This is a genomic window from Apibacter sp., assembly GCF_025291155.1.
Lineage (GTDB): Bacteria > Bacteroidota > Bacteroidia > Flavobacteriales > Weeksellaceae > Apibacter.
This window is the reverse complement of sequence record NZ_JAMBJZ010000002.1, coordinates 44,951-63,625: the sequence shown is the minus strand read 5'-3', so window position 1 is coordinate 63,625 and position 18,675 is coordinate 44,951. Positions and strand designations below refer to the sequence as shown.

The 18,675-nt window shown below is 29.9% G+C and carries 16 protein-coding genes; 5 read left to right on the top strand and 11 right to left on the bottom strand.

What is annotated here, in order from left to right; genetic code table 11:
• Positions 1–562: 562 nt before the first annotated feature.
• From M3Z80_RS00690 to M3Z80_RS00680, 3 genes are all read left to right on the top strand, one after another.
• Positions 563–1,216, top strand: coding sequence for a uroporphyrinogen-III synthase (locus M3Z80_RS00690; protein ID WP_293916552.1), 654 nt, complete (start codon positions 563–565; stop codon positions 1,214–1,216).
• A complete protein-coding gene (gene hemE / locus M3Z80_RS00685; protein ID WP_293916550.1) occupies positions 1,209–2,234 on the top strand; it encodes a uroporphyrinogen decarboxylase in 1,026 nt (341 codons plus the stop codon). Before M3Z80_RS00690 ends, hemE begins: the two co-directional genes overlap by 8 nt.
• Before the next feature lie 258 nt (positions 2,235–2,492).
• Complete coding sequence (locus M3Z80_RS00680; protein WP_293916548.1) at positions 2,493–3,359, top strand: hypothetical protein; 867 nt, start codon at positions 2,493–2,495, stop codon at positions 3,357–3,359.
• 161 nt (positions 3,360–3,520) lie between these two features.
• Here M3Z80_RS00680 and M3Z80_RS00675 read toward each other — a convergent pair whose 3' ends face one another.
• The 7 genes from M3Z80_RS00675 to M3Z80_RS00645 form a co-directional block, all read right to left on the bottom strand.
• Entirely contained in the window at positions 3,521–4,297 is a 777-nt protein-coding gene (locus tag M3Z80_RS00675; RefSeq protein ID WP_293916546.1) for a type III pantothenate kinase, read from the bottom strand.
• Positions 4,298–4,304: 7 nt separating this feature from the next.
• On the bottom strand, positions 4,305–6,149 hold the full coding sequence (locus M3Z80_RS00670) for a M1 family metallopeptidase (protein WP_293916544.1): 1,845 nt from the start codon (positions 6,147–6,149) through the stop codon (positions 4,305–4,307).
• 337 nt (positions 6,150–6,486) lie between these two features.
• Positions 6,487–8,916 carry a TonB-dependent receptor domain-containing protein gene (locus M3Z80_RS00665; RefSeq protein WP_293916542.1) on the bottom strand — a complete coding sequence of 810 codons (2,430 nt, stop codon included), beginning with the start codon at positions 8,914–8,916 and terminating at the stop codon, positions 6,487–6,489.
• 85 nt (positions 8,917–9,001) lie between these two features.
• Entirely contained in the window at positions 9,002–9,679 is a 678-nt protein-coding gene (locus M3Z80_RS00660; protein WP_293916540.1) for a LysE family translocator, read from the bottom strand.
• A 225-nt stretch (positions 9,680–9,904) separates the two neighbouring features.
• Positions 9,905–12,298 carry a transglycosylase domain-containing protein gene (locus tag M3Z80_RS00655; RefSeq protein WP_293916538.1) on the bottom strand — a complete coding sequence of 798 codons (2,394 nt, stop codon included), beginning with the start codon at positions 12,296–12,298 and terminating at the stop codon, positions 9,905–9,907.
• A gap of 4 nt (positions 12,299–12,302) precedes the next feature.
• Positions 12,303–12,755 carry a gliding motility lipoprotein GldH gene (locus M3Z80_RS00650; protein ID WP_293916536.1) on the bottom strand — a complete coding sequence of 151 codons (453 nt, stop codon included), beginning with the start codon at positions 12,753–12,755 and terminating at the stop codon, positions 12,303–12,305.
• Between the two features lie 35 nt (positions 12,756–12,790).
• Positions 12,791–14,011, bottom strand: a complete 1,221-nt coding sequence (locus M3Z80_RS00645; protein WP_293916534.1) for a PSP1 domain-containing protein — start codon at positions 14,009–14,011, stop codon at positions 12,791–12,793.
• A 167-nt stretch (positions 14,012–14,178) separates the two neighbouring features.
• Between M3Z80_RS00645 and M3Z80_RS00640 the strand changes: the two genes are divergently transcribed.
• Positions 14,179–14,793, top strand: a complete 615-nt coding sequence (locus tag M3Z80_RS00640) for a SprT-like domain-containing protein (RefSeq protein ID WP_293916532.1) — start codon at positions 14,179–14,181, stop codon at positions 14,791–14,793.
• Positions 14,790–15,881, top strand: coding sequence for a mannose-1-phosphate guanylyltransferase (locus tag M3Z80_RS00635; RefSeq protein ID WP_293916530.1), 1,092 nt, complete (start codon positions 14,790–14,792; stop codon positions 15,879–15,881). The genes M3Z80_RS00640 and M3Z80_RS00635 overlap by 4 nt, the downstream gene beginning before the upstream one ends.
• Positions 15,882–15,898: 17 nt before the next feature.
• Here M3Z80_RS00635 and M3Z80_RS00630 read toward each other — a convergent pair whose 3' ends face one another.
• The 4 genes from M3Z80_RS00630 to M3Z80_RS00615 form a co-directional block, all read right to left on the bottom strand.
• Positions 15,899–16,675, bottom strand: coding sequence for an ABC transporter ATP-binding protein (locus M3Z80_RS00630; protein ID WP_293916528.1), 777 nt, complete (start codon positions 16,673–16,675; stop codon positions 15,899–15,901).
• A 3-nt stretch (positions 16,676–16,678) separates the two neighbouring features.
• Positions 16,679–17,425: an MlaE family ABC transporter permease gene (locus M3Z80_RS00625; RefSeq protein WP_459251430.1), complete on the bottom strand. Its 747-nt coding sequence runs from the start codon at positions 17,423–17,425 to the stop codon at positions 16,679–16,681.
• A 65-nt stretch (positions 17,426–17,490) separates the two neighbouring features.
• Positions 17,491–18,222, bottom strand: coding sequence for a sulfite exporter TauE/SafE family protein (locus M3Z80_RS00620; RefSeq protein WP_293916524.1), 732 nt, complete (start codon positions 18,220–18,222; stop codon positions 17,491–17,493).
• Complete coding sequence (locus tag M3Z80_RS00615; protein ID WP_293916522.1) at positions 18,213–18,674, bottom strand: FixH family protein; 462 nt, start codon at positions 18,672–18,674, stop codon at positions 18,213–18,215. The genes M3Z80_RS00620 and M3Z80_RS00615 overlap by 10 nt, the downstream gene beginning before the upstream one ends.
• Position 18,675: the final 1 nt, after the last annotated feature.

Sequence of the window (18,675 nt, the reverse complement as noted above, 5' to 3'; positions counted from 1 at the left end):
AAGAAGTTATTTTCAAGGATCTCATTATCTAGTAGAATGCGTTTCAAAATTTAATAGATTTTGGTTTATAAGTGAAGAAGAGTTGTCCATTGGAAAAGAATGTAAGCTACAATTTTATGAATATCAAAAACTATTATAGATCTTAAATCTTTTCAAAAAATCATATGCAAAAGCAAGAAGTTTTCAGCTATAAAATTGCCTAAATTATTTAATAAATGTAGATTTTTAACTGCTAAATTAATTATTCCTGTAAGTATTTTTTTTAAGAATAAACTTGAAAAAAGTAGGAGTTTTTATGACTGTATAAAAAAGTTATTATTCATAGTAGTAATATTTTTTAAGAATTTTCTTACGTAGGAATTTTAAATTTTACCAACAGTTGGAAAAATAAATTTAATCCTGTCAATAAATTAACAATTATGAGAATATTATCTTAAAAAAATTAATGAAAAGAATAAAAAATATAAAAATCATACAATAAAATTTAAAATCAATAAATTTTTTAAATATTGATTTTTTATGTGCATGCAATAAACAGTATATTTGTATAAATCAAAATGATATGAAAAGAATATTATTTACTTCTTCTTTCTCAATTCCTGACGATTATGAGCAGGAATATGAAATTGATTATATTCCTTTTATATATACAGAAATATATCCTTATTACGATATCATTAAATATATACCTCCGGATGTGCAATCATATATTGTAACTAGTAAAAATTCTGCAAAAGCCATTAAAGATATTGAATTAGAAGGAGAGTTCTTTGTAGTGGGAAAAAGCACAGCCAAAGAGTTGTACGGACAAAACAGGGATATCGCATTTATAACTAATTATGCAGAAGATTTGTTAGAAAGAATGCTTGAGACTGATATAAAAAAATATGTTTTTTTTAAAGGAAATCTATCACTCACTATTTTACCGGATACGTTAAGAGAACATGGAGTGGAAGTGGTTGGAATTGAGAGTTATAAAACAATTCTTACTCCACATAAGATTGATAAAACGTATGATGCAATAGTTTTTACAAGTCCTTCAGCCGTTAGATCTTTTAGTTCTATGAATAAGATTCCACAGGAAACCATTATCTTTACAAGCGGTAAAACAACAGCTGCGACAGTCAGTACGTTGGGAAATTATGATATATATTACCCTGAAGAAACCACTAAAGAATCTTTACTTGAACTAATAAAAAAGACCCTAAATGATTAAAAATACTTTATTTCTAGATGCTTTAAAAGGTAAGAATGTTAAACGCCCTCCGGTATGGATGATGCGTCAAGCAGGAAGATTTTTGCCTGAATTTAGAGCACTGCGTGATAAGTATGATTTTTTTACCCGTTGTAAAACGCCGGAATTGGCTGCGGAAATTACTATGATGCCTGTAAAAAGATTTCCTATAGATTCTGCTATTTTATTTTCAGATATTTTAGTTGTTCCACAAGCAATGGGACTGAATTTTGAGATGAAGGAATCCGTAGGGCCTTATTTGCAAAATCCGATAGCCTCTAAGCAAGATGTTGAAAGACTACAAAATCCTCCGATAGAGGAAAGTTTAGGATATGTTTTGGAAGCTATTTCAATTACAAAAGAGCTTTTACATAATGAAATTCCTTTGATAGGATTTTCCGGTAGTCCTTGGACGATTTTATGCTATGCTGTAGAAGGAAAAGGGTCCAAAACTTTTGATAAAGCTAAATCATTTTGCTTTAAAAATCCAGAATGGGCCCATTTATTATTACAAAAAATTACTGATTATACCATTCAATATTTGCTTAAAAAAGTAGAAAGTGGGGTAGACGCTATACAAATTTTTGATAGCTGGGGAGGTTTACTTTCTCCGAAAGATTATGAAGAGTTTTCATGGAGATATATAGATCAAATAGTAGAGGTTTTAGCAACTAAAGTTCCAGTGATAGTTTTTGGTAAAGGATGTTGGTATGCCTTACCAACCATGTCTCAATCAAAAGCTTCGGCACTGGGAGTAGATTGGACGATAACTCCACAAAAAGCAAGGGAATTTTCAGGAGAAGCTATTACTTTGCAAGGGAATTTTGATCCGGCTAAATTATTGTCAACTCCAAAAAATATATATTCTGAAGCTCAACAAATGATTCGTGATTTTGGAGTTCAACGTTATATTGCAAATTTAGGACATGGTATATTACCCAATGTGCCTCTAGAAAACGCTGAAGCTTTTATTAGAGCTATAGTTGAGTTTAGAGAATAATAAGCTTAAAATATTAATTATCCAAAATTCAGTCATTTTTCAGTTATTTTTTCCTGAAAGGAACATATATTTTTAGGTATATGCATACATAAATGTATAAAAATAAGATTATTTGCTAAAACGTTGTAAATAATTAATTTATAGCTATATAAGGCATACTATTTGTGATTATATAACTACCTTCTATCATTAATTTATCTGTCTTAGAAATATTCAGGTTCTAAAATTTTATCCATTTAACAGTTTAAATTTAAGGGTATGAAGAAAATTTTATCTATTTTACTCTGCGTATTTTATGCAATACTCTTTTTCGGACAAGTAGGTATCGGGACAGAAAACCCGGATAGTTCCTCAATTTTAGAAATAAAAGCAAATAATAAAGGCTTTTTACCTCCTCGGGTTCATATTACCTCGATTACCGATACAACCACTATTGAAAATCCGGCAACTGGTTTAATCATCTATGAACCTGATGGATTTTCAGAAACAATTAACAATAAGATTTACAATAGAGAAGCAGGTGTTTATATGTATAACGGTCAAGAGTGGCAACGCTTATATGCAACCAATAATACGAATAGCATTTCACCAACCGAAGGAAGAAATCTTGCAGGAGTAAAAATAGCTGTTAATCAATCGGCTTATGTTCCTCTCTCGGGATATCAATCGTATGGCTTATTATTACAAAATTCTTCTGTAAGTATTGATCCCAAGTATGTAAGTGGTATCTGGACCTCTCAATCAAGCTCTCCATCAGATATACTTTCTCCTAAAAATGGAGATTCAGGAACTTTACTTTTAGAAAATAAAATGTCAGATCAAGCTAATTTTTTCCGAATTAATTTTGAATATGCAATTTTAAATACGAAACCAACCACTACCGGTTTTTTTAACGTTTCCATTATTTCTAATTCTACCAATGAAACCATTTATTCGGATGCCATCATTGTTCCGGCAGGAACAAATGTTGGAAGTAATGTTAAATTTCAAGTTGCTTTTCCTACTTTGTCCGATATTAATTCAATAAATGCAGGGTATAAAATTTATTTTGGCGTAGATACAGGTTCGTCAGTTTTACCTAATAACATAGGAGTAAAAATTAATGATATTGTAAGGATAAATTAATAATAATCTTCACCTAATTTCGATTTTAATATTACCAAAATACGGTAGGTAAATTCTATGTATAAAATATGTTAAAATTAAAAAATAATATAGGCTTACTTATGGGGTAAATTATACATTAATGTTTTTTAAATATTTAAAAATAGGAGAATAATAAAAAATTATCCCTTATTTTCGTTTTCTAATGTCTGTTTTAAATATAATTCTCTTAAACCTTTTATCGTATGAAAACGATCGTAAATATGAATTTTTGTTGTTAATGGAGCAAAAAGATGACCAAGCCCACCGGTTGCTATAACAAAAGTATCTTCTCCTAATTCTTTATTGATTCGATCAATAAGTCCTTCTACCATACTAAGAAAGCCGAAAACCATTCCACTTTGCATACACTCTTCCGTAGTTTTTCCAAGAACATGCTTAGGAGTACGCATTTCAATATCTGAAAGCTGTGCAGTTGCTCCAATTAATGAATTTAAAGAAGTAATGACGCCTGCGGCTATAATAACACCTTTGATATCTGCATTTTTGTCAACACAGGTTAAAGTTAATGCCGTACCAAAATCAACTATAATTTTAGTTCCTTTATATTTTTTATGGGCATAGTAGGCATTGGCATATAAATCAGTTCCCATTTGCGAAGTACTCGAAGTTAATTCAGTAGGAGTATTTCTGGTTACTTGTACCGTTTTAATATTATGCAATCGAGTTAATGATTTTCTTACTGGATAGGTTAAATGAGGAACGACAGAACCTACTGCAATTTTAGTTATATCATTAGGATTAATTCCATAATTTTGATAAGTCATTTTAAATTGAGAAAATAGCTCATCTTCACTTTTATAAGGCTTTGTGTTCATTACCCAGGAATTAATACATTCCTCTTCTTTAAATATACCAAAGCGTATATTACTATTACCGATGTTCACTACTAAAAGCATACTTATTTTATTTTGTATAAATGTTGTTGTCTCTGTTTACGTCTCCCATACGATATGTTGCATCTATTTCAATAGATTTAATTATTTCAGGAGATACAGGAAGGCTAAATTCATATTCTTTTTGGGTCCATTTCCAATAAGGAAGATTTATTTGATCTATGGTATTCTCTTGATTTTTATAGTTATGCATCATATGTAAAGGAATGTTATATATTTGTTTGGTTCCATTTGAATATGTTACATAAACATCGATAGGCATAGGAAAATTTCCAAGGTTTTCAAGCTCTATTTTAGTTTTTTTTCCATCTTTTGAGACATTTTTAATAGCATAATCGATGGTTCGGGTAGTATAAGTCATATAATTCCAATACCATTTTAAATCCATACCGGATATTTTCTGAGCAATATGTATAAAATCTCTGTCAGTAGGATGTTTGAATTTCCATGTTTCAAAATAATTTTTCATGATTTTGGAAAGGGTTTGCTGTCCAACGATATATTCCAACTGAACTAAAAATAATTCTCCTTTGATATAAGCTGAAATACTATAACCATTATTGGATGTGAAATGATCGGAAAATATGCCCATCACTTCTTCTTGTTTGGACTTGGTAAAATCAGTGTATAATTCTAAACTTTTAAAATACGGATTAGGAAAATCTTTAACACTTTCAGGAAATATTTTAGCCATCATCAAATCTTCAGCATAAGAAGTGAAACCTTCATCCATCCAAGCCCTCATGCTTTCATTAGTAGCAAGTATATGTTGAAACCAGGAATGTGAGGCTTCATGAAACATGAGTCTTGCAAGTCCTTCTAAAGATTTGGCATTTCCCATAATCATGCTACACATTCCATATTCCATACCTCCGTCTCCACCTTGTATAAAAGAGTACGTAGGATAGGGGTAGGGTCCGAAATTCTCTTTCATCAATTGGAAATATTTTTTGATGACAGGTTTAGTGTCATTCCAAAATTTAGTTTTCTCAGATTTTTGATATACTAAATAAACTAAAGGTCCCTCAGGTATAGATACGGTATCTACTGAGTAATCAGGGTCTGCAGCCCAAGCAAAATCGTGAATATTTTCGGCTTTGAAATGCCATTGAATTTTATTGTTTTTTATTTTCGACTTTGCACTCAAGTCATATCCTTTAACTTCTTTAGGATTCTGAAGAACTCCACCTGCTCCGACAATATAATTTTTATCTATATTTATTTTTACATCGTAAGTACCAAATACTCCATGAAATTCTCTCGCTATATAATCAAATGTATGCCATCCTTCATAGTCGTATTCAACTACTTTAGGATACCATTGCGTCATAGTTAAATCTATCCCTTCTTTATTATTTCTTCCTGCTCTTCTAATGGTTTTTGGGATTTGAGTAGACCATTCCATTTCAAATTGAGTCGTTGAATGAGGTAAAATAGGCTGAGCTAATTTTACTTTTACTATAGTTTCTTCTACAACAAAACTGACAGGAATACCATTTTGTTTTAAAGATTTAATTTCTTGATAACCTATCTCATTAGGTTTTAGCATTGAAATAATTGAAATTCCTTCTGAAGTGACCATTCGCCTATCTGCAGATTTATTTAACTCTTTCAATTTTTGATCCATCATAGAATTGGGCTGGAAAGCATTCCAGTATACATGAAAATAAAAAACGGAAAGTGTATCAGGCGAATTATTATAATAGATTATTTGTTGATTACCTTTATACTTAAAGTCTTTGGTATCAACATCGATGTTCATTTTATAGTCAGCTTTTTGTTGATAATACGGATTTATTTGTGATTTCGATATCAATCCTGATACTAATAAGCAAATAAAAAATATTCTTTTCATTAAATAAAATTAATTTAACGCAAGTTAAAGATTAATTTTAATACATCCGTCATTAAATATATTTATCAGATTGCTGAAATATAGTCAAATAAATAACTTGAAATATTTTTTCTATATTCATTTTAATTTAAAAATGGAAGATAAATATTCTTTATCTTCCCATAAATAACAGGCTATAAAATATAATAGCAGTTTCTCATCTTTTTCCCTTATGATTTTTTGATCATTACATACAAGAGCTAATAATATTCAAGTATTTCATAAATTGGAAAAAATGAAATAATACTTTTTTAATTTGATTTTATGACAATGCTAATGTAAGGTTATAATTAAAAAATTATAAATCCATAAATTCAGAATCAGAATTATTGTTTTGAGAATGATTCTTTTTATCGGCTCTTTTATCTTTATTAAATCTATAAGTAAAGGATAAAGTAAACTGTCTTGGTCTCCACTGCATTTCGGAATACCTGTAAAAATCATCCCCGTAAGTTTTAGTTTTTCTTTTTTTAGAATCGAAAACATCTTGTATATTAAAAAGTAAGGTTCCTTTACCCTTTAGAATATCTTTGCTGAGACCTAAATCCATTCCGTACATTTCTTTATTTTTATTTTGTCCATTTTTAGAAGGAGCCATATAATTTCCTTGTACCTGAAAATTAAAATTTTCTGGAAGTTTAAAGGTCATGTTCATACGAGTTCTCCAAGTAAACCCTTTTTTATCTAAATTTTCTGTGATTAATGTTGTAGTTCCGGATACGGTATTTATTTTTTCATACGTATAACTTCCATAACTTTTGTATTGAAAAAGATTTACATCTCCAAAAATTTTCCACCATTTGTATGGATTTATGGAGTAAGATACTTCTCCTCCGTACCGATTTTCATGTCCTAAGTTGGTAGGCATTGTATTTAAATTTCCATATTGATCAGAAGTAGTTATAAACTGTAAAGGGTCTTGAGTTCTTTGATAATATAAAGAAGGAGTTATACCCCAAATGCTGTGTTGAAGGTTATATCCTAATTCAAATGAATTGGTATAAGAAGGATCTAAATCTGGATTCCCTTGACGAGTATTTCTGTCATCTGAAATGTTCTTATAAGGTATTAGCATTCTGCTATCCGGACGATGTATTCTTCTGCTATAGCTGATTTGCAACTGACTTTTTTCTGTTAAATCATAATTAAGATGAAGAGTAGGGAATAAGTCTGTATAATTTTTATGTATTGTTGAGTTTGCTTGATGAGACTGTACTTTAATAATAGAAGTTTCTTCTCTTAATCCTGCTAAAAATGAAAAAGCGCCCCATTTATTTCCGTATTGTAAATAAGAAGATAAAATATTTTCTTCATAGATTGTATTATCCGTTTGATCCGGATTTAATACCCAAGAGTTGTTTTTAAATTCATTTAAAGAAAAATCCGAATTAATTTTAGTATAATCTGCCCTCATACCAGCTTCTAATTGCGAACCTTCTTTAAAAGGAAGTATATAATCCGATTTTAACATTAATTTGGTTTGCGTGTTATCATTCTTATTTTTTCCCGGAGTACGATCGTAAATATCGGAATCGGAGTCTTTAAGATTATAAGAATAATATCCGTCGACTGTCAATACATTACCCTTTTTTGAAAAATTATGAGTAAAATTTAGGTTGCCATCTATCCCGTAATTATTTCTATTTTCTCGTTCTTTTCTTTCCGTAAGATTTTGTATTAATGAAGGATATAATAATGTATTGTAATGAGTGATACTTTTATAATTGCTTATGTTGTAATTATAACCTAAAGAAGCGGATAATGAATTATTTTTATCAAAGGTAAAGTTAAATCCTGTACTGGCATTAATAGAGGTTCTTTCGCGATATCTTCTAGAATCTTGAAATGAATTTTCAATCATTTCCTCGTTTAAATCATATCCGATATAATTTTTTTTCTCTTTTCCTTTATTTTTACCATATCTTAAACCTATATTGGTAAACCAATTCCAATTCTTTTTACCATATCCCAGATTAATAGAAGTACCGTATGATTGGGGAGTCCCTCCAGATATCTGAACGCTGCCGGTTAATCCTTTTTTCCTGTTTTTTTTAGTTACTATATTAATAATTCCTGCCGTTCCGGATGACTCATATCTGGCGGAAGCATTAGTTACTACCTCGATTTTTTCGACCATATCTGCAGGTATGGATTTTAATGCTTCAGCGGTATCATTAATACCAAGCATAGCTGATGGTTTTCCATCTACCAAGATTTTTACATTTTCATTTCCTCTAAGGCTGACTGTTCCGTCTACATCAACATTTACCGAAGGAACGTTTTGCATTACGTCGGAAAGTGTTCCTGTTTTTGCTGTTATGTCTTGAGAAACATCATAAACTTTTTTATCCAGATCGACTCTATATAAAGGCTTTTTTCCTTCCACAACAATTTCTTCCAACTCTTTAGAACTTTGTCCTATTTTTATATTTCCTAATGAAGTTGATTGAAGTAGTGATTTTAGATCTACGAAAGAATCAAATCCCGCTTGATCAACTACCAATTCATATTCCCCCGGTGTTATTTTAATAGTAAATTTTCCTTTTTCATCAGCCAAGCCTCCAAATACTTTAGAGGTATCTTCTAAGTTTGTAAGCGTAATGCTACTAAAAGGAACCGGTTGATTTGTATTAGTAGTGACCGTTCCTGTGATGACGATGTTTTGTGAAAATATAAAGGTATATAATAGTAAACACAATAGGGATAATGTATTTTTCTTTGTAATCATTTAATAAATTTATTTTCTGTATAGACAAGGCTAAAACTAAAAGGTTACATGAAAAAATAAATAATAAAAAAAATAGTCTTTAGTGTTAATTTTTCTTACGAAAATTATTATTTTCAATTAATTCAAATGGATTTTCTGTTTTAGTTTTTATAAAACTTTTACCAAAGATAATAATACCGAATATTATAAGAGATATACCAACAATTTTTTTAATTTTATAGGCTAACCTATCAGTAAGTTGATGTTTAAATTTAGAAGCTAGAAATATTTTGAGTAAATCTATAGATACCATTGTGAGTAATAAAATGATTATATATAGATAAAAATCAGACATCTTAGGATATTGTGCAGATATTAATACAACGGTTGTTAACCAGAAAACAATAACTCCGATGTTCACAAGATTAAGTAAAAATCCGTTCAGATAGGTTTTAAAATAATTGGTAGTTGCAATATTGGCATTGGTCTTTATGTGTAAATTGCCTTTGGATAGGATATTATAAAGTCCATAAATAAATATGACAAATCCGGCAATCATGTATACAGATGGATGAGTATCTATAAATTTTAATAATCCTCTACTTCCTGTATGCGATACATATATACATAATATATCTGCAGATATAACTCCGGCTTCGAGGGCTATAGAAGGTTTAATACCTTTAGTAAGACTCGTTTCAATTAATAAAAAAAATACGGGACCTATTAATACAAGGCTTAAAATTAATCCAAGTAATACTGCGGATGTTATAAGAGAAATCATTAAATTATTAAAATAATTTGCAAGTTACGTAATTTTATGTTATTATAATGTGACAGAAATTAGCTAGTAGTAATTATTCACTCTATTTGAATAACTTGTTACTAATAATTATTCATAGGCATTATTAATTAGATAAAATACTTTTAATTAAAGAAAAATTACCTTTTTATATTTATTAAATTTATTAATTTGAAAGTAGCATAAAAATAATACTTTATTTTTTATTTATCTATCAAAATTTATAGAATCTTTTTTTCTAAGGTTTTGATTTATGCTCCCTTGTTTATTTGATTCATTAATTTCCACGTGATTATTATGATAACCTCCATTTTCTGGAAAATCTCCATCATAAGCCCCATAATATGCTAAATCATCACAGCTGAAATTATCTTTCATAGTTTCCGGTCTTACAAACTTGTCTTTTTGAGTGATGCTTAATTTAGGATTCGCATAAATTTTTTGCATAAAGTATCCCCAAATAGGTAATGCCATACTTGAACCCTGTCCTATAGAAGTAGATGCGAAATGCGCATATCTATCTTCCCATCCAACCCATATTCCTGTAGCTAATTTTGGAGCTATCCCAATGAACCACCCATCAGCATTTTTATTAGTGGTTCCAGTTTTGCCTGCTATTTCGGCATCAATACCCATGGATCGAATTCTTCTACCGGTACCTTGATCAATTACTCCTTTCATTAATTCTATCATAGTGTATGAATATATTTCATTCATAACTTCTCTTACCTGAGGCTTATATTCTTTAATTACTTTACTATTGTTATCTTCAATACGCCAGATCATTTCCGGTTTCGTATAATTACCAAAATTGGCAAAAGTACTATAGGCTCCTACCATTTCGTATATAGTTAAATCTGCAGAACCAAGTGCTATGGTATTATTTCTAGGAATAGGGCTTTCAACCCCTAAATCTCTTGCCATTTTTATTACGGCATCATAGCCTGTAGCATCGATTAATCGAGCAGTTACTGCATTTTTGGAATAGGCAAGCGCTGATTTTAGTGACATGGAAGCTCCGTTACCTAAAACAGTCCATTTACCTTTAGTGTAGGTAGCATTTGAAACTTCTGTACACGGAGTATAATTAAGGTTTTTTATGGCTGTGGCATATACGAAAGGTTTGAATGTGGATCCAACTTGCCTTCTTGCTTGTTTAACATGATCGTACTGGAAATGCTTCCAGTTAATACCGCCTACCCAAACTTTTATATTTCCTGAATGAGGCTCTATAGCCATGAGCCCTGCCTGAATAATATGCTTATGATATCTTATAGAATCCCATGGAGACATTAAGGTGTCTTTATCACCTTTCCATGTGAATATTTGTAATGTAGTTGGTTTTTTAAATTCGGTTAAAATTTGCTCATCGGATAAGCCTTTGTTTTTCAGGTTTTTATATCTTCCTGTTCTTTTCATGGCGTCTGTCATGAGCTTGTTATATAAGAAATCTATTTTAGGATCACCCTGATAGGTATAAAAAGGAGCATATGTTCTTCCTTTTTGTTCATTGAAAAATGTTTTTTGAAGATTTTTTAAATGTTTTTCAATCGCTTCTTCAGCATATTTTTGCATTCTTGAATCAAGGGTTACATATATTTTTAGGCCGTCTTTATAAAGATTATATTTTTTTCCGGTCTGATTTTCATAGTCATTTAACACTGCGGTTACTTCTTTTTTTAGAGCATGCTTAAAATAAGCGGAATATCCTTCACCTATTTCTTTTACAGGTTTGTAATTAAGTTCGATAGGAGTATCTTTTATTGAGTTAAACTCAGCTTCGGTAATATATCCTTGTTCTTTCATTAATCCGAGAACTACATTTCTCCTTCTTTTAGCATTTTCAGGATTTATCTTAGGGTTGTTAACTACGGGATTTTCTAACATAGCGACTAAAGTTGCACTCTGAGATAAATCTAAATCCTTTACATTTTTGTTAAAATAAACTTTTGAAGCTGTAGCTATACCATTAGCGCTAAAGAGAAAGTCAAATTTATTTAGGTAAAGAGTTATAATTTCATCTTTGGTATATAATTTTTCAAGTTGAACAGCAATGATAATTTCTTTTATTTTTTGAAAAGCCCGTTGAAATTTATTTTGGGAAACACCTTTATAGGTAAAATTACCATCTTCATCTTCTTTTAAAGTAAAGAGAAGTTTGGCGAGCTGTTGGGTAATAGTACTCCCGCCACCTCTTTTTCCTCTATAGAAAACAGCTCTGAATAAAGCTTTTTTATCGACCCCGGAATGATTAGGAAAACGTTCATCTTCTTTAGTCATTAAAGCATAAATTAAAGAAGGAGGTAAGTCTTGATATTCAACCGGTATTCTTTTTTCCTTTTCAAATTTTTGTATAACAACACCATCTTCAGATATAATTTCAGAAGCTATAAAAATATCCGGATTTTCTAAATCTCTAACATTGGGCATTTCTCCAAAAAAGCCATAAATAGTCAAGATAAAAAGTAAAGTAAATGCTAAAATTCCAGCTAGAAATAATCCCCAAAACCAGAATAAAAATTTTGTAATAAATTTTTTATTGGTGTTAGGCTGTTTTTTTTTAGCAAAAGTTCTAGTTTTATTTTTATTCGTTGATGCCATAATTTTATTCAATATTTACCCCAAAATCAACAATTCCTTTTAAAGTATCTTTTCTCATACCTTGGACCACGGATATTGTGTAATCCTCGCTTTTTGAAAATAAGAAATTTTTTTTATATTGGAAATAAATTTCTTTAATGGATCCCATGCCTGAGCCCAGCCATTTTCCCGTTTTGTCTGCTAATTTATAATTGAGTGTATCAGTGCAAATAACTTTTTTTCCTTGTTTTAATTTTATAAATAAATAAAGATTACTAAATAAATAGTCTTTATTGTTCCTTACTACAAAATTTATATTTTTTTTAGTGGGAGCATTTTTAATTTTAAAGTTAAAATTTATCGTATCTTTTTTACTCCAAGAATCATTTATATTTTCCATTCGGGAGTATTCATTTTTATGACTACAATTAGAAAAAAAAATGAGGAATAAAAAGGATATAAAAAGAAATTTTTTCATTTCAAAATAATACTAATTAAAATAATACTAAAAAATTATTTAGGTTTTTTTGGGGTTCTTTTCTTTTGTTGATTAGAATTGGTATTGTTAGTTTTTGATTTTGTTTTTTGCTTTTCCGTTGTGTTTTTGGTATTTGTTTTTTGCTGATTTTTATTTCTTGATTTTCTTTTATTCGTTGATTTAGATTTTTTTTCAAATCTATGTAAATTGTTTTCTTCAATTAAATCTACTTTAAGGTCCTCTTTTTCCAATAATTCATCTAATGGTTTTACAGTTATACCTTTTTTATTGAGTTCAACTAATTTTTTTACTTCATAAATATTTATCGGATGCCAAGAGATGGGGTTTTCTGTATAAGTAAACCACATTTGATTTCTAAATACATCGACTTTTATGCAATAGGCTTTTCCTTTTTCTGTTTCTAATACAGTTTGACTGGAAGGAAAATCCGCTAGTGCATCTACATATGTATCTAATTCAAAATTAAGACAGCATTTTAATTTTCCGCATTGACCTGCTAATTTTTGCGGATTAATGGAGAGTTGCTGATATCTTGCAGCAGCTGTATTAACAGACCTAAAATCTGTTAACCAGGTTGAACAACACAATTCTCTACCACAAGATCCTATTCCGCCTACTTTAGCACTTTCCTGTCTATATCCGATTTGTCGCATATCTATTTTTGATCGAAAGGCCATTGCATAATCTTTAATTAGCTGTCGAAAGTCGACTCTTCCTTCAGCGGTATAATATAAAGTAACTTTAGACCCGTCTCCTTGATACTCTACATCACAGATTTTCATTTGCAACCCCGAACTTCTGGCAATCTTTCTCGCATCTAGCATGACATTGTGTTCTTTATTTTTGAAGTTTTGCCAAATTTCAATATCTTTTTGAGTAGCTTTTCTATAAACTTTACCTAACTCATCCATTTTTGCCTTTTTTTTCCTCATCTGAATCTTTACTAATTCACCTGTTAAGGAAATAACTCCTACATCATGTCCCGAATTGGCTTCTACAGCAACAATATCTCCAATGGAAAGGACAAGGTTTGAATCATTTATATAAAAATCTTTTCTATCATCTTTAAATCGGACTTCAATATATTGGGGTTGATTTTTTTTGGTAGGAGGATGTATATCGGATAACCAATTGAATACAGAAAGTTTACTGTTACAATTTCCAGTTCCGCAAGTTCCATTATTTTTACATCCTTTAGGTAGTTCACCAGAACTACAAGAACTGCATGTTTCCATTTACTCGAAATTAATCTAATTTACAAAGATAGATATTTTTAAAGTTATAAGTCTTAAAATATTTTGTATTGAATTATTTTAGCAGAAGGTAATAGTCGATATATTTCTTTTATTTAATATAAAAGACTTACTTTTGAATAAAAATTGCAGAAATATTTATAAATATTGTGAAAACTGATAAAAAAGTAGATTATTCAAAATTAATTCCTCATATACCCATACAAGCAATAAGCTTTATTCAAAAATGGTTGAGTCCCTATTGGTTTCATTTGGTGATAAAAAAACCAAGAATTACTAAACTAGGTGATTACAGAATTCCAATCAAGGGAATGCCTCATATAATTACTGTTAATTCAGGAATGCCGAAGTCTTTATGTTTTTTAACTTTAACTCATGAAATTGCCCACTTAAGAGCATTTGATATTTATTCTAAAAATATTATGCCTCATGGAAAAGAGTGGAAAAAAATTTTTTCTGAAATGATTTCGGAAAGTATTCAAGTTTACGAAGAAGAATTGAAGGAACTACTATTTGAATACAAGCGTAATCCTAAAGCAAGTTTTTATGCTGATAAAAAATTATCGGAATATTTTATAAGAATGCAGAACCCTAATGCGTTACTATTAAAAGATTTATGTTTAAATGCACTATTTGAGATTAATAATAAATTTTTTTATAAATCAAAAAAATCAAAAACTCGTTATATTTGCATTGAAAAAAAGACAGGTAAAAGATATTTGATAGCTGAGAATGCTCCAGTTACTGAAATAAATGTTTTATGACAAAGAATAAGAACTATTATTGTGTAATTATGGCCGGAGGAATAGGGAGCCGATTTTGGCCTATAAGCACTACAAAATTTCCAAAGCAATTTCATGATATTTTAGGAACAGGTAAAACATTAATACAACAAACATTTGAGAGATTAAATAAAGTTATCCTAAAAGAAAATATTTTTGTCATTACCAATAAAGAATATGTAGGACTAACTTTAAGTCAATTGCCGGATATTTCCAAAAATCAGATTATTGGTGAACCCAAAATGATGAATACAGCGGCTTGCAATATCTACATGGCAGAAAAAATACATAAGTTAAATCCAAATGCAAGTATCATTGTAGCTCCATCCGATCACTTAATTATCGATGAGGACTTATTTATTAAAAATGTTTTAACCGCATTACAACATGCGAGTAATGAAGATATATTAGTTACACTGGGAATATCTCCTACAAGACCTGATACAGGATATGGATATATTGAATATGCGAAAGAAGGAAAAGAGGGATTATACCAAGTAAAATCTTTTAAAGAGAAACCAAATCTCGAAACAGCAAAAGAATTTTTAAAAAGTAAAAATTTTTTGTGGAATTCCGGGATTTTCATTTGGTCTTCTCAAAGTATATTAAATTCTTATCTAAAATACCTTCCGGAGATGTACGAAATATTTAAATCCATTGTTCCCTATTATAATACAAATAATGAGGCGGAAGCAGTTGAAAAGATTTATTCCAAAATTGAAAAAATTTCTATAGATTATGGAATTTTGGAAAAATCAACCAATGTCTGGGTTATTCCTTCTACTTTCGGTTGGAGTGATTTAGGCACATGGAGTGCATTATATGAGAATTTTAATAAAAATGAAGAAGGTAATGCGGTTCATGGAAATAACATATATACCTACGATACCAGTAATACTATAATAAAAACAGACCTTTCAAACAAAATATATATTATTGACGGTTTAACAGATTTTATTATAGTGGATACTTCAGAAGCTTTATTAGTTTGTCCTCGAGATAACGACCAAAAAATAAAAGATTATCTGGAAAATATTAAAAAATTAGAAGAAGATAAAAAATCAAAATAAGGTTAATATTATTAACCTTATTTTTTATTTTTTAAATGATATAACATCGCTTCACGCGCCATCTTAAATATTTTCGAAGAAAATACAAAGTCTAATAATGCCTGATTATCAGAAGTAACTATGGAATTTTTATCTCCTTCCCATTCTTTTTTTCCGTTTTTTAAGTATATTATATTTTCTCCTATTTCAAGAACTGAATTCATGTCATGTGTATTAATAATAGTTGTAGTATCGTACTCACGAGTAATTTCATGAATAAGCGTATCTATTATTTGAGAAGTTTGAGGATCTAACCCTGAATTAGGCTCATCACAAAATAAATATTTTGGATTATTAACAATAGCTCGAGCAATGGCTACCCTTTTTTGCATTCCCCCTGAAATTTCTGAAGGAAATTTTTTGCGCGCATTAATCAGATTTACGCGTTCTAATACTTGATCAACGCGTTCTCTCATATCCTTCTCGGACAAATTCGCAAACATTTCAAGAGGAAACTTTACATTCTGCTCCACTGTCATTGAGTCAAAAAGCGCACTTCCTTGAAAAACAGTTCCTATTTCACTTCTTAATTTTTGTCTTGATGATACGGATAATTTCGATGCATCTGTATTTTCATATAGTATTTGTCCAGAAGAAGGTTCAAATAAGCCTAACAGACATTTAAGGAAGACGGTTTTCCCAGAACCACTTTGCCCTATGATCAAATTGGTCTTCCCTTTTTTAAAAGTAGCAGAAATGCCTTTAAGTACTTCTACTCCATCAAATGATTTAGTAACATTTATTGCTGAAATCATTGTTTAATCTAGTAAAACTTGTGTTAACATTAAATTTGTGATGATGATAAGAACTGTTGTCCATACAACCGCTGAAGTACTGTTACGTCCAACTTCCAAAGAACCTCCCTTTACTATATATCCATAATAAGAAGGCACAGTTGCTATGATAAATGCAAATACGATAGTTTTAATAAAACAGTAGTAAATAAAGAAATCAGGAGAAGCCATTTGCAGTCCTTGAACATAATCTACAGGCGCCCAACTTCCGGAAAAACTTCCTGCAAAATAGCCACCAAGTATTCCCATGATAAGGCTAATCATGATTAAGATAACATTAAAAAACAAAGAGGCTACTACTTTAGGGAGAATTAAATACGATGGGCTGTTTACACCCATAATTTCTAATGCATCAATCTGCTCGGTTACTCGCATAGTTCCTATACTGGAAGCAATAAAAGATCCCACTTTACCTGCTAAAACTACACTAATTATAGTAGGACAAAATTCTAATATCAATACAACTTTAGTTGCATAACCTACATAATAATCAGGAATAGGAAAGGAGGACGTTTTAAAATTGTTATACATCTGAATTGCTACAACAGCACCCACAAAAAATGATGTAAAAGCAACCAAACCTACTGAATTAACACCTAAATCATTTATTTCTCTAAGTAAGCTTTTTCTGAAAATATTTCTTTTTTGAGGCTTTTTGAAAACCCTGGCCATTAAGAAAGAATAAGCACCAATATTCGAAATCATTCCCATAATTGTGCGAAGTTACTATTTTTTTGTTTTTAAAAAAAGAAAGATTATTTTTAAAAGAATCTGTATTAATGACAACAACTTCTCTTTTGATCAGTTTGTTCTAACTTTAATGCTTGATTAGAAGGAGACACTAGATGTATGCCTAATCCTAAACCTCTTAAAATAAATAAAATACCTATGAGTATGATAAAGTAAGGAAAGATTTTCAAAATTTTAAATCTTATTTTAGCTCCTATAAATTTGCCTGTTAAAGTGGTTATAAACATAAAAGGAAATGTTCCTAACCCAAACATAGACATAAACATCATACCTTGAATAATTCCCCCAGAAGCAATAGAAGAAGTTAGGGCAACATATACTGCTCCACAAGGAAGAAATCCGTTAAGTACTCCGGTAAGATATCTAGAAGTATTATCTTTTCTTTTGAGAAATCTACCTAAGAATATTTTAATTTTTATCATAAATTTATTCATAGGTTTAAAATTATCTCCAATTTCTGTTGTTTTTCCTGGCAACAAAACCATTAGAATTAAAAGAATTCCGGCAAAAATAGATATATATTTTTGATATCCGGCTATATTAAAACTTTTTCCTACAATTCCCACAATTCCACCTAATAATGAATATGTAGTTATTCTACCAAGTTGATACAAGATGTTTTGAGAATAGAATTTAAATTTATTAGTAGCGTCTAAACCAATTGAAAATGCTATGGGACCACACATTCCAATACAGTGAAATCCGCCTAATAATCCTAGACTTAATGCCGTATATAAATATACTATATCTAATTCCATTTTATAGGTATTTCCATTTGATAATTTGTTTTTTCTTTTGTCCAATACAATTTTAAAGTGTAATTTCCCTTAACCAAAACTTTGGCTGGTATAAATAAGGTGTTTGACGGGACCCAATCAAACTCTTTTTTATTAATATCCAAAGCTTGTGAATTGGCTCTAATAAGCTTAAATTTTCCAATCGTATTGATTGAGTTAAATTCTTTTGGGAAAGTTATTTTGATGCCGGAATCAGGGATTATTTCAATTTTAGGTTTTTCTTTTAATAAAGAGGCATTATTAGTAGCATCAATTTCTTGTTGATAATTTATTTCTTCTTCATAATAATTATCCGTAACCAAATCAAAAGTATTTTTTGAAAATTCTACTGTGAATATTAGAGTACATATAAATATAATAAAGCAAGCAAGAGCAATTATTACTCCATGCCCCCAGGTAAATTTAAATTTCATA

Bases quoted from the DNA above. Each gene is read 5' to 3' on its own strand.
- M3Z80_RS00690 (WP_293916552.1), top strand. From the start codon at position 563: ATGAAAAGAATATTATTTACTTCTTCTTTCTCAATTCCTGACGATTAT.
- hemE (WP_293916550.1), top strand. From the start codon at position 1,209: ATGATTAAAAATACTTTATTTCTAGATGCTTTAAAAGGTAAGAATGTT.
- M3Z80_RS00680 (WP_293916548.1), top strand. From the start codon at position 2,493: ATGAAGAAAATTTTATCTATTTTACTCTGCGTATTTTATGCAATACTC.
- M3Z80_RS00675 (WP_293916546.1), bottom strand. From the start codon at position 4,297: ATGCTTTTAGTAGTGAACATCGGTAATAGTAATATACGCTTTGGTATA.
- M3Z80_RS00670 (WP_293916544.1), bottom strand. From the start codon at position 6,149: ATGAAAAGAATATTTTTTATTTGCTTATTAGTATCAGGATTGATATCG.
- M3Z80_RS00665 (WP_293916542.1), bottom strand. From the start codon at position 8,916: ATGATTACAAAGAAAAATACATTATCCCTATTGTGTTTACTATTATAT.
- M3Z80_RS00660 (WP_293916540.1), bottom strand. From the start codon at position 9,679: ATGATTTCTCTTATAACATCCGCAGTATTACTTGGATTAATTTTAAGC.
- M3Z80_RS00655 (WP_293916538.1), bottom strand. From the start codon at position 12,298: ATGGCATCAACGAATAAAAATAAAACTAGAACTTTTGCTAAAAAAAAA.
- M3Z80_RS00650 (WP_293916536.1), bottom strand. From the start codon at position 12,755: ATGAAAAAATTTCTTTTTATATCCTTTTTATTCCTCATTTTTTTTTCT.
- M3Z80_RS00645 (WP_293916534.1), bottom strand. From the start codon at position 14,011: ATGGAAACATGCAGTTCTTGTAGTTCTGGTGAACTACCTAAAGGATGT.
- M3Z80_RS00635 (WP_293916530.1), top strand. From the start codon at position 14,790: ATGACAAAGAATAAGAACTATTATTGTGTAATTATGGCCGGAGGAATA.
- M3Z80_RS00630 (WP_293916528.1), bottom strand. From the start codon at position 16,675: ATGATTTCAGCAATAAATGTTACTAAATCATTTGATGGAGTAGAAGTA.
- M3Z80_RS00625 (WP_459251430.1), bottom strand. From the start codon at position 17,425: ATGGGAATGATTTCGAATATTGGTGCTTATTCTTTCTTAATGGCCAGG.
- M3Z80_RS00620 (WP_293916524.1), bottom strand. From the start codon at position 18,222: ATGGAATTAGATATAGTATATTTATATACGGCATTAAGTCTAGGATTA.
- M3Z80_RS00615 (WP_293916522.1), bottom strand. From the start codon at position 18,674: ATGAAATTTAAATTTACCTGGGGGCATGGAGTAATAATTGCTCTTGCT.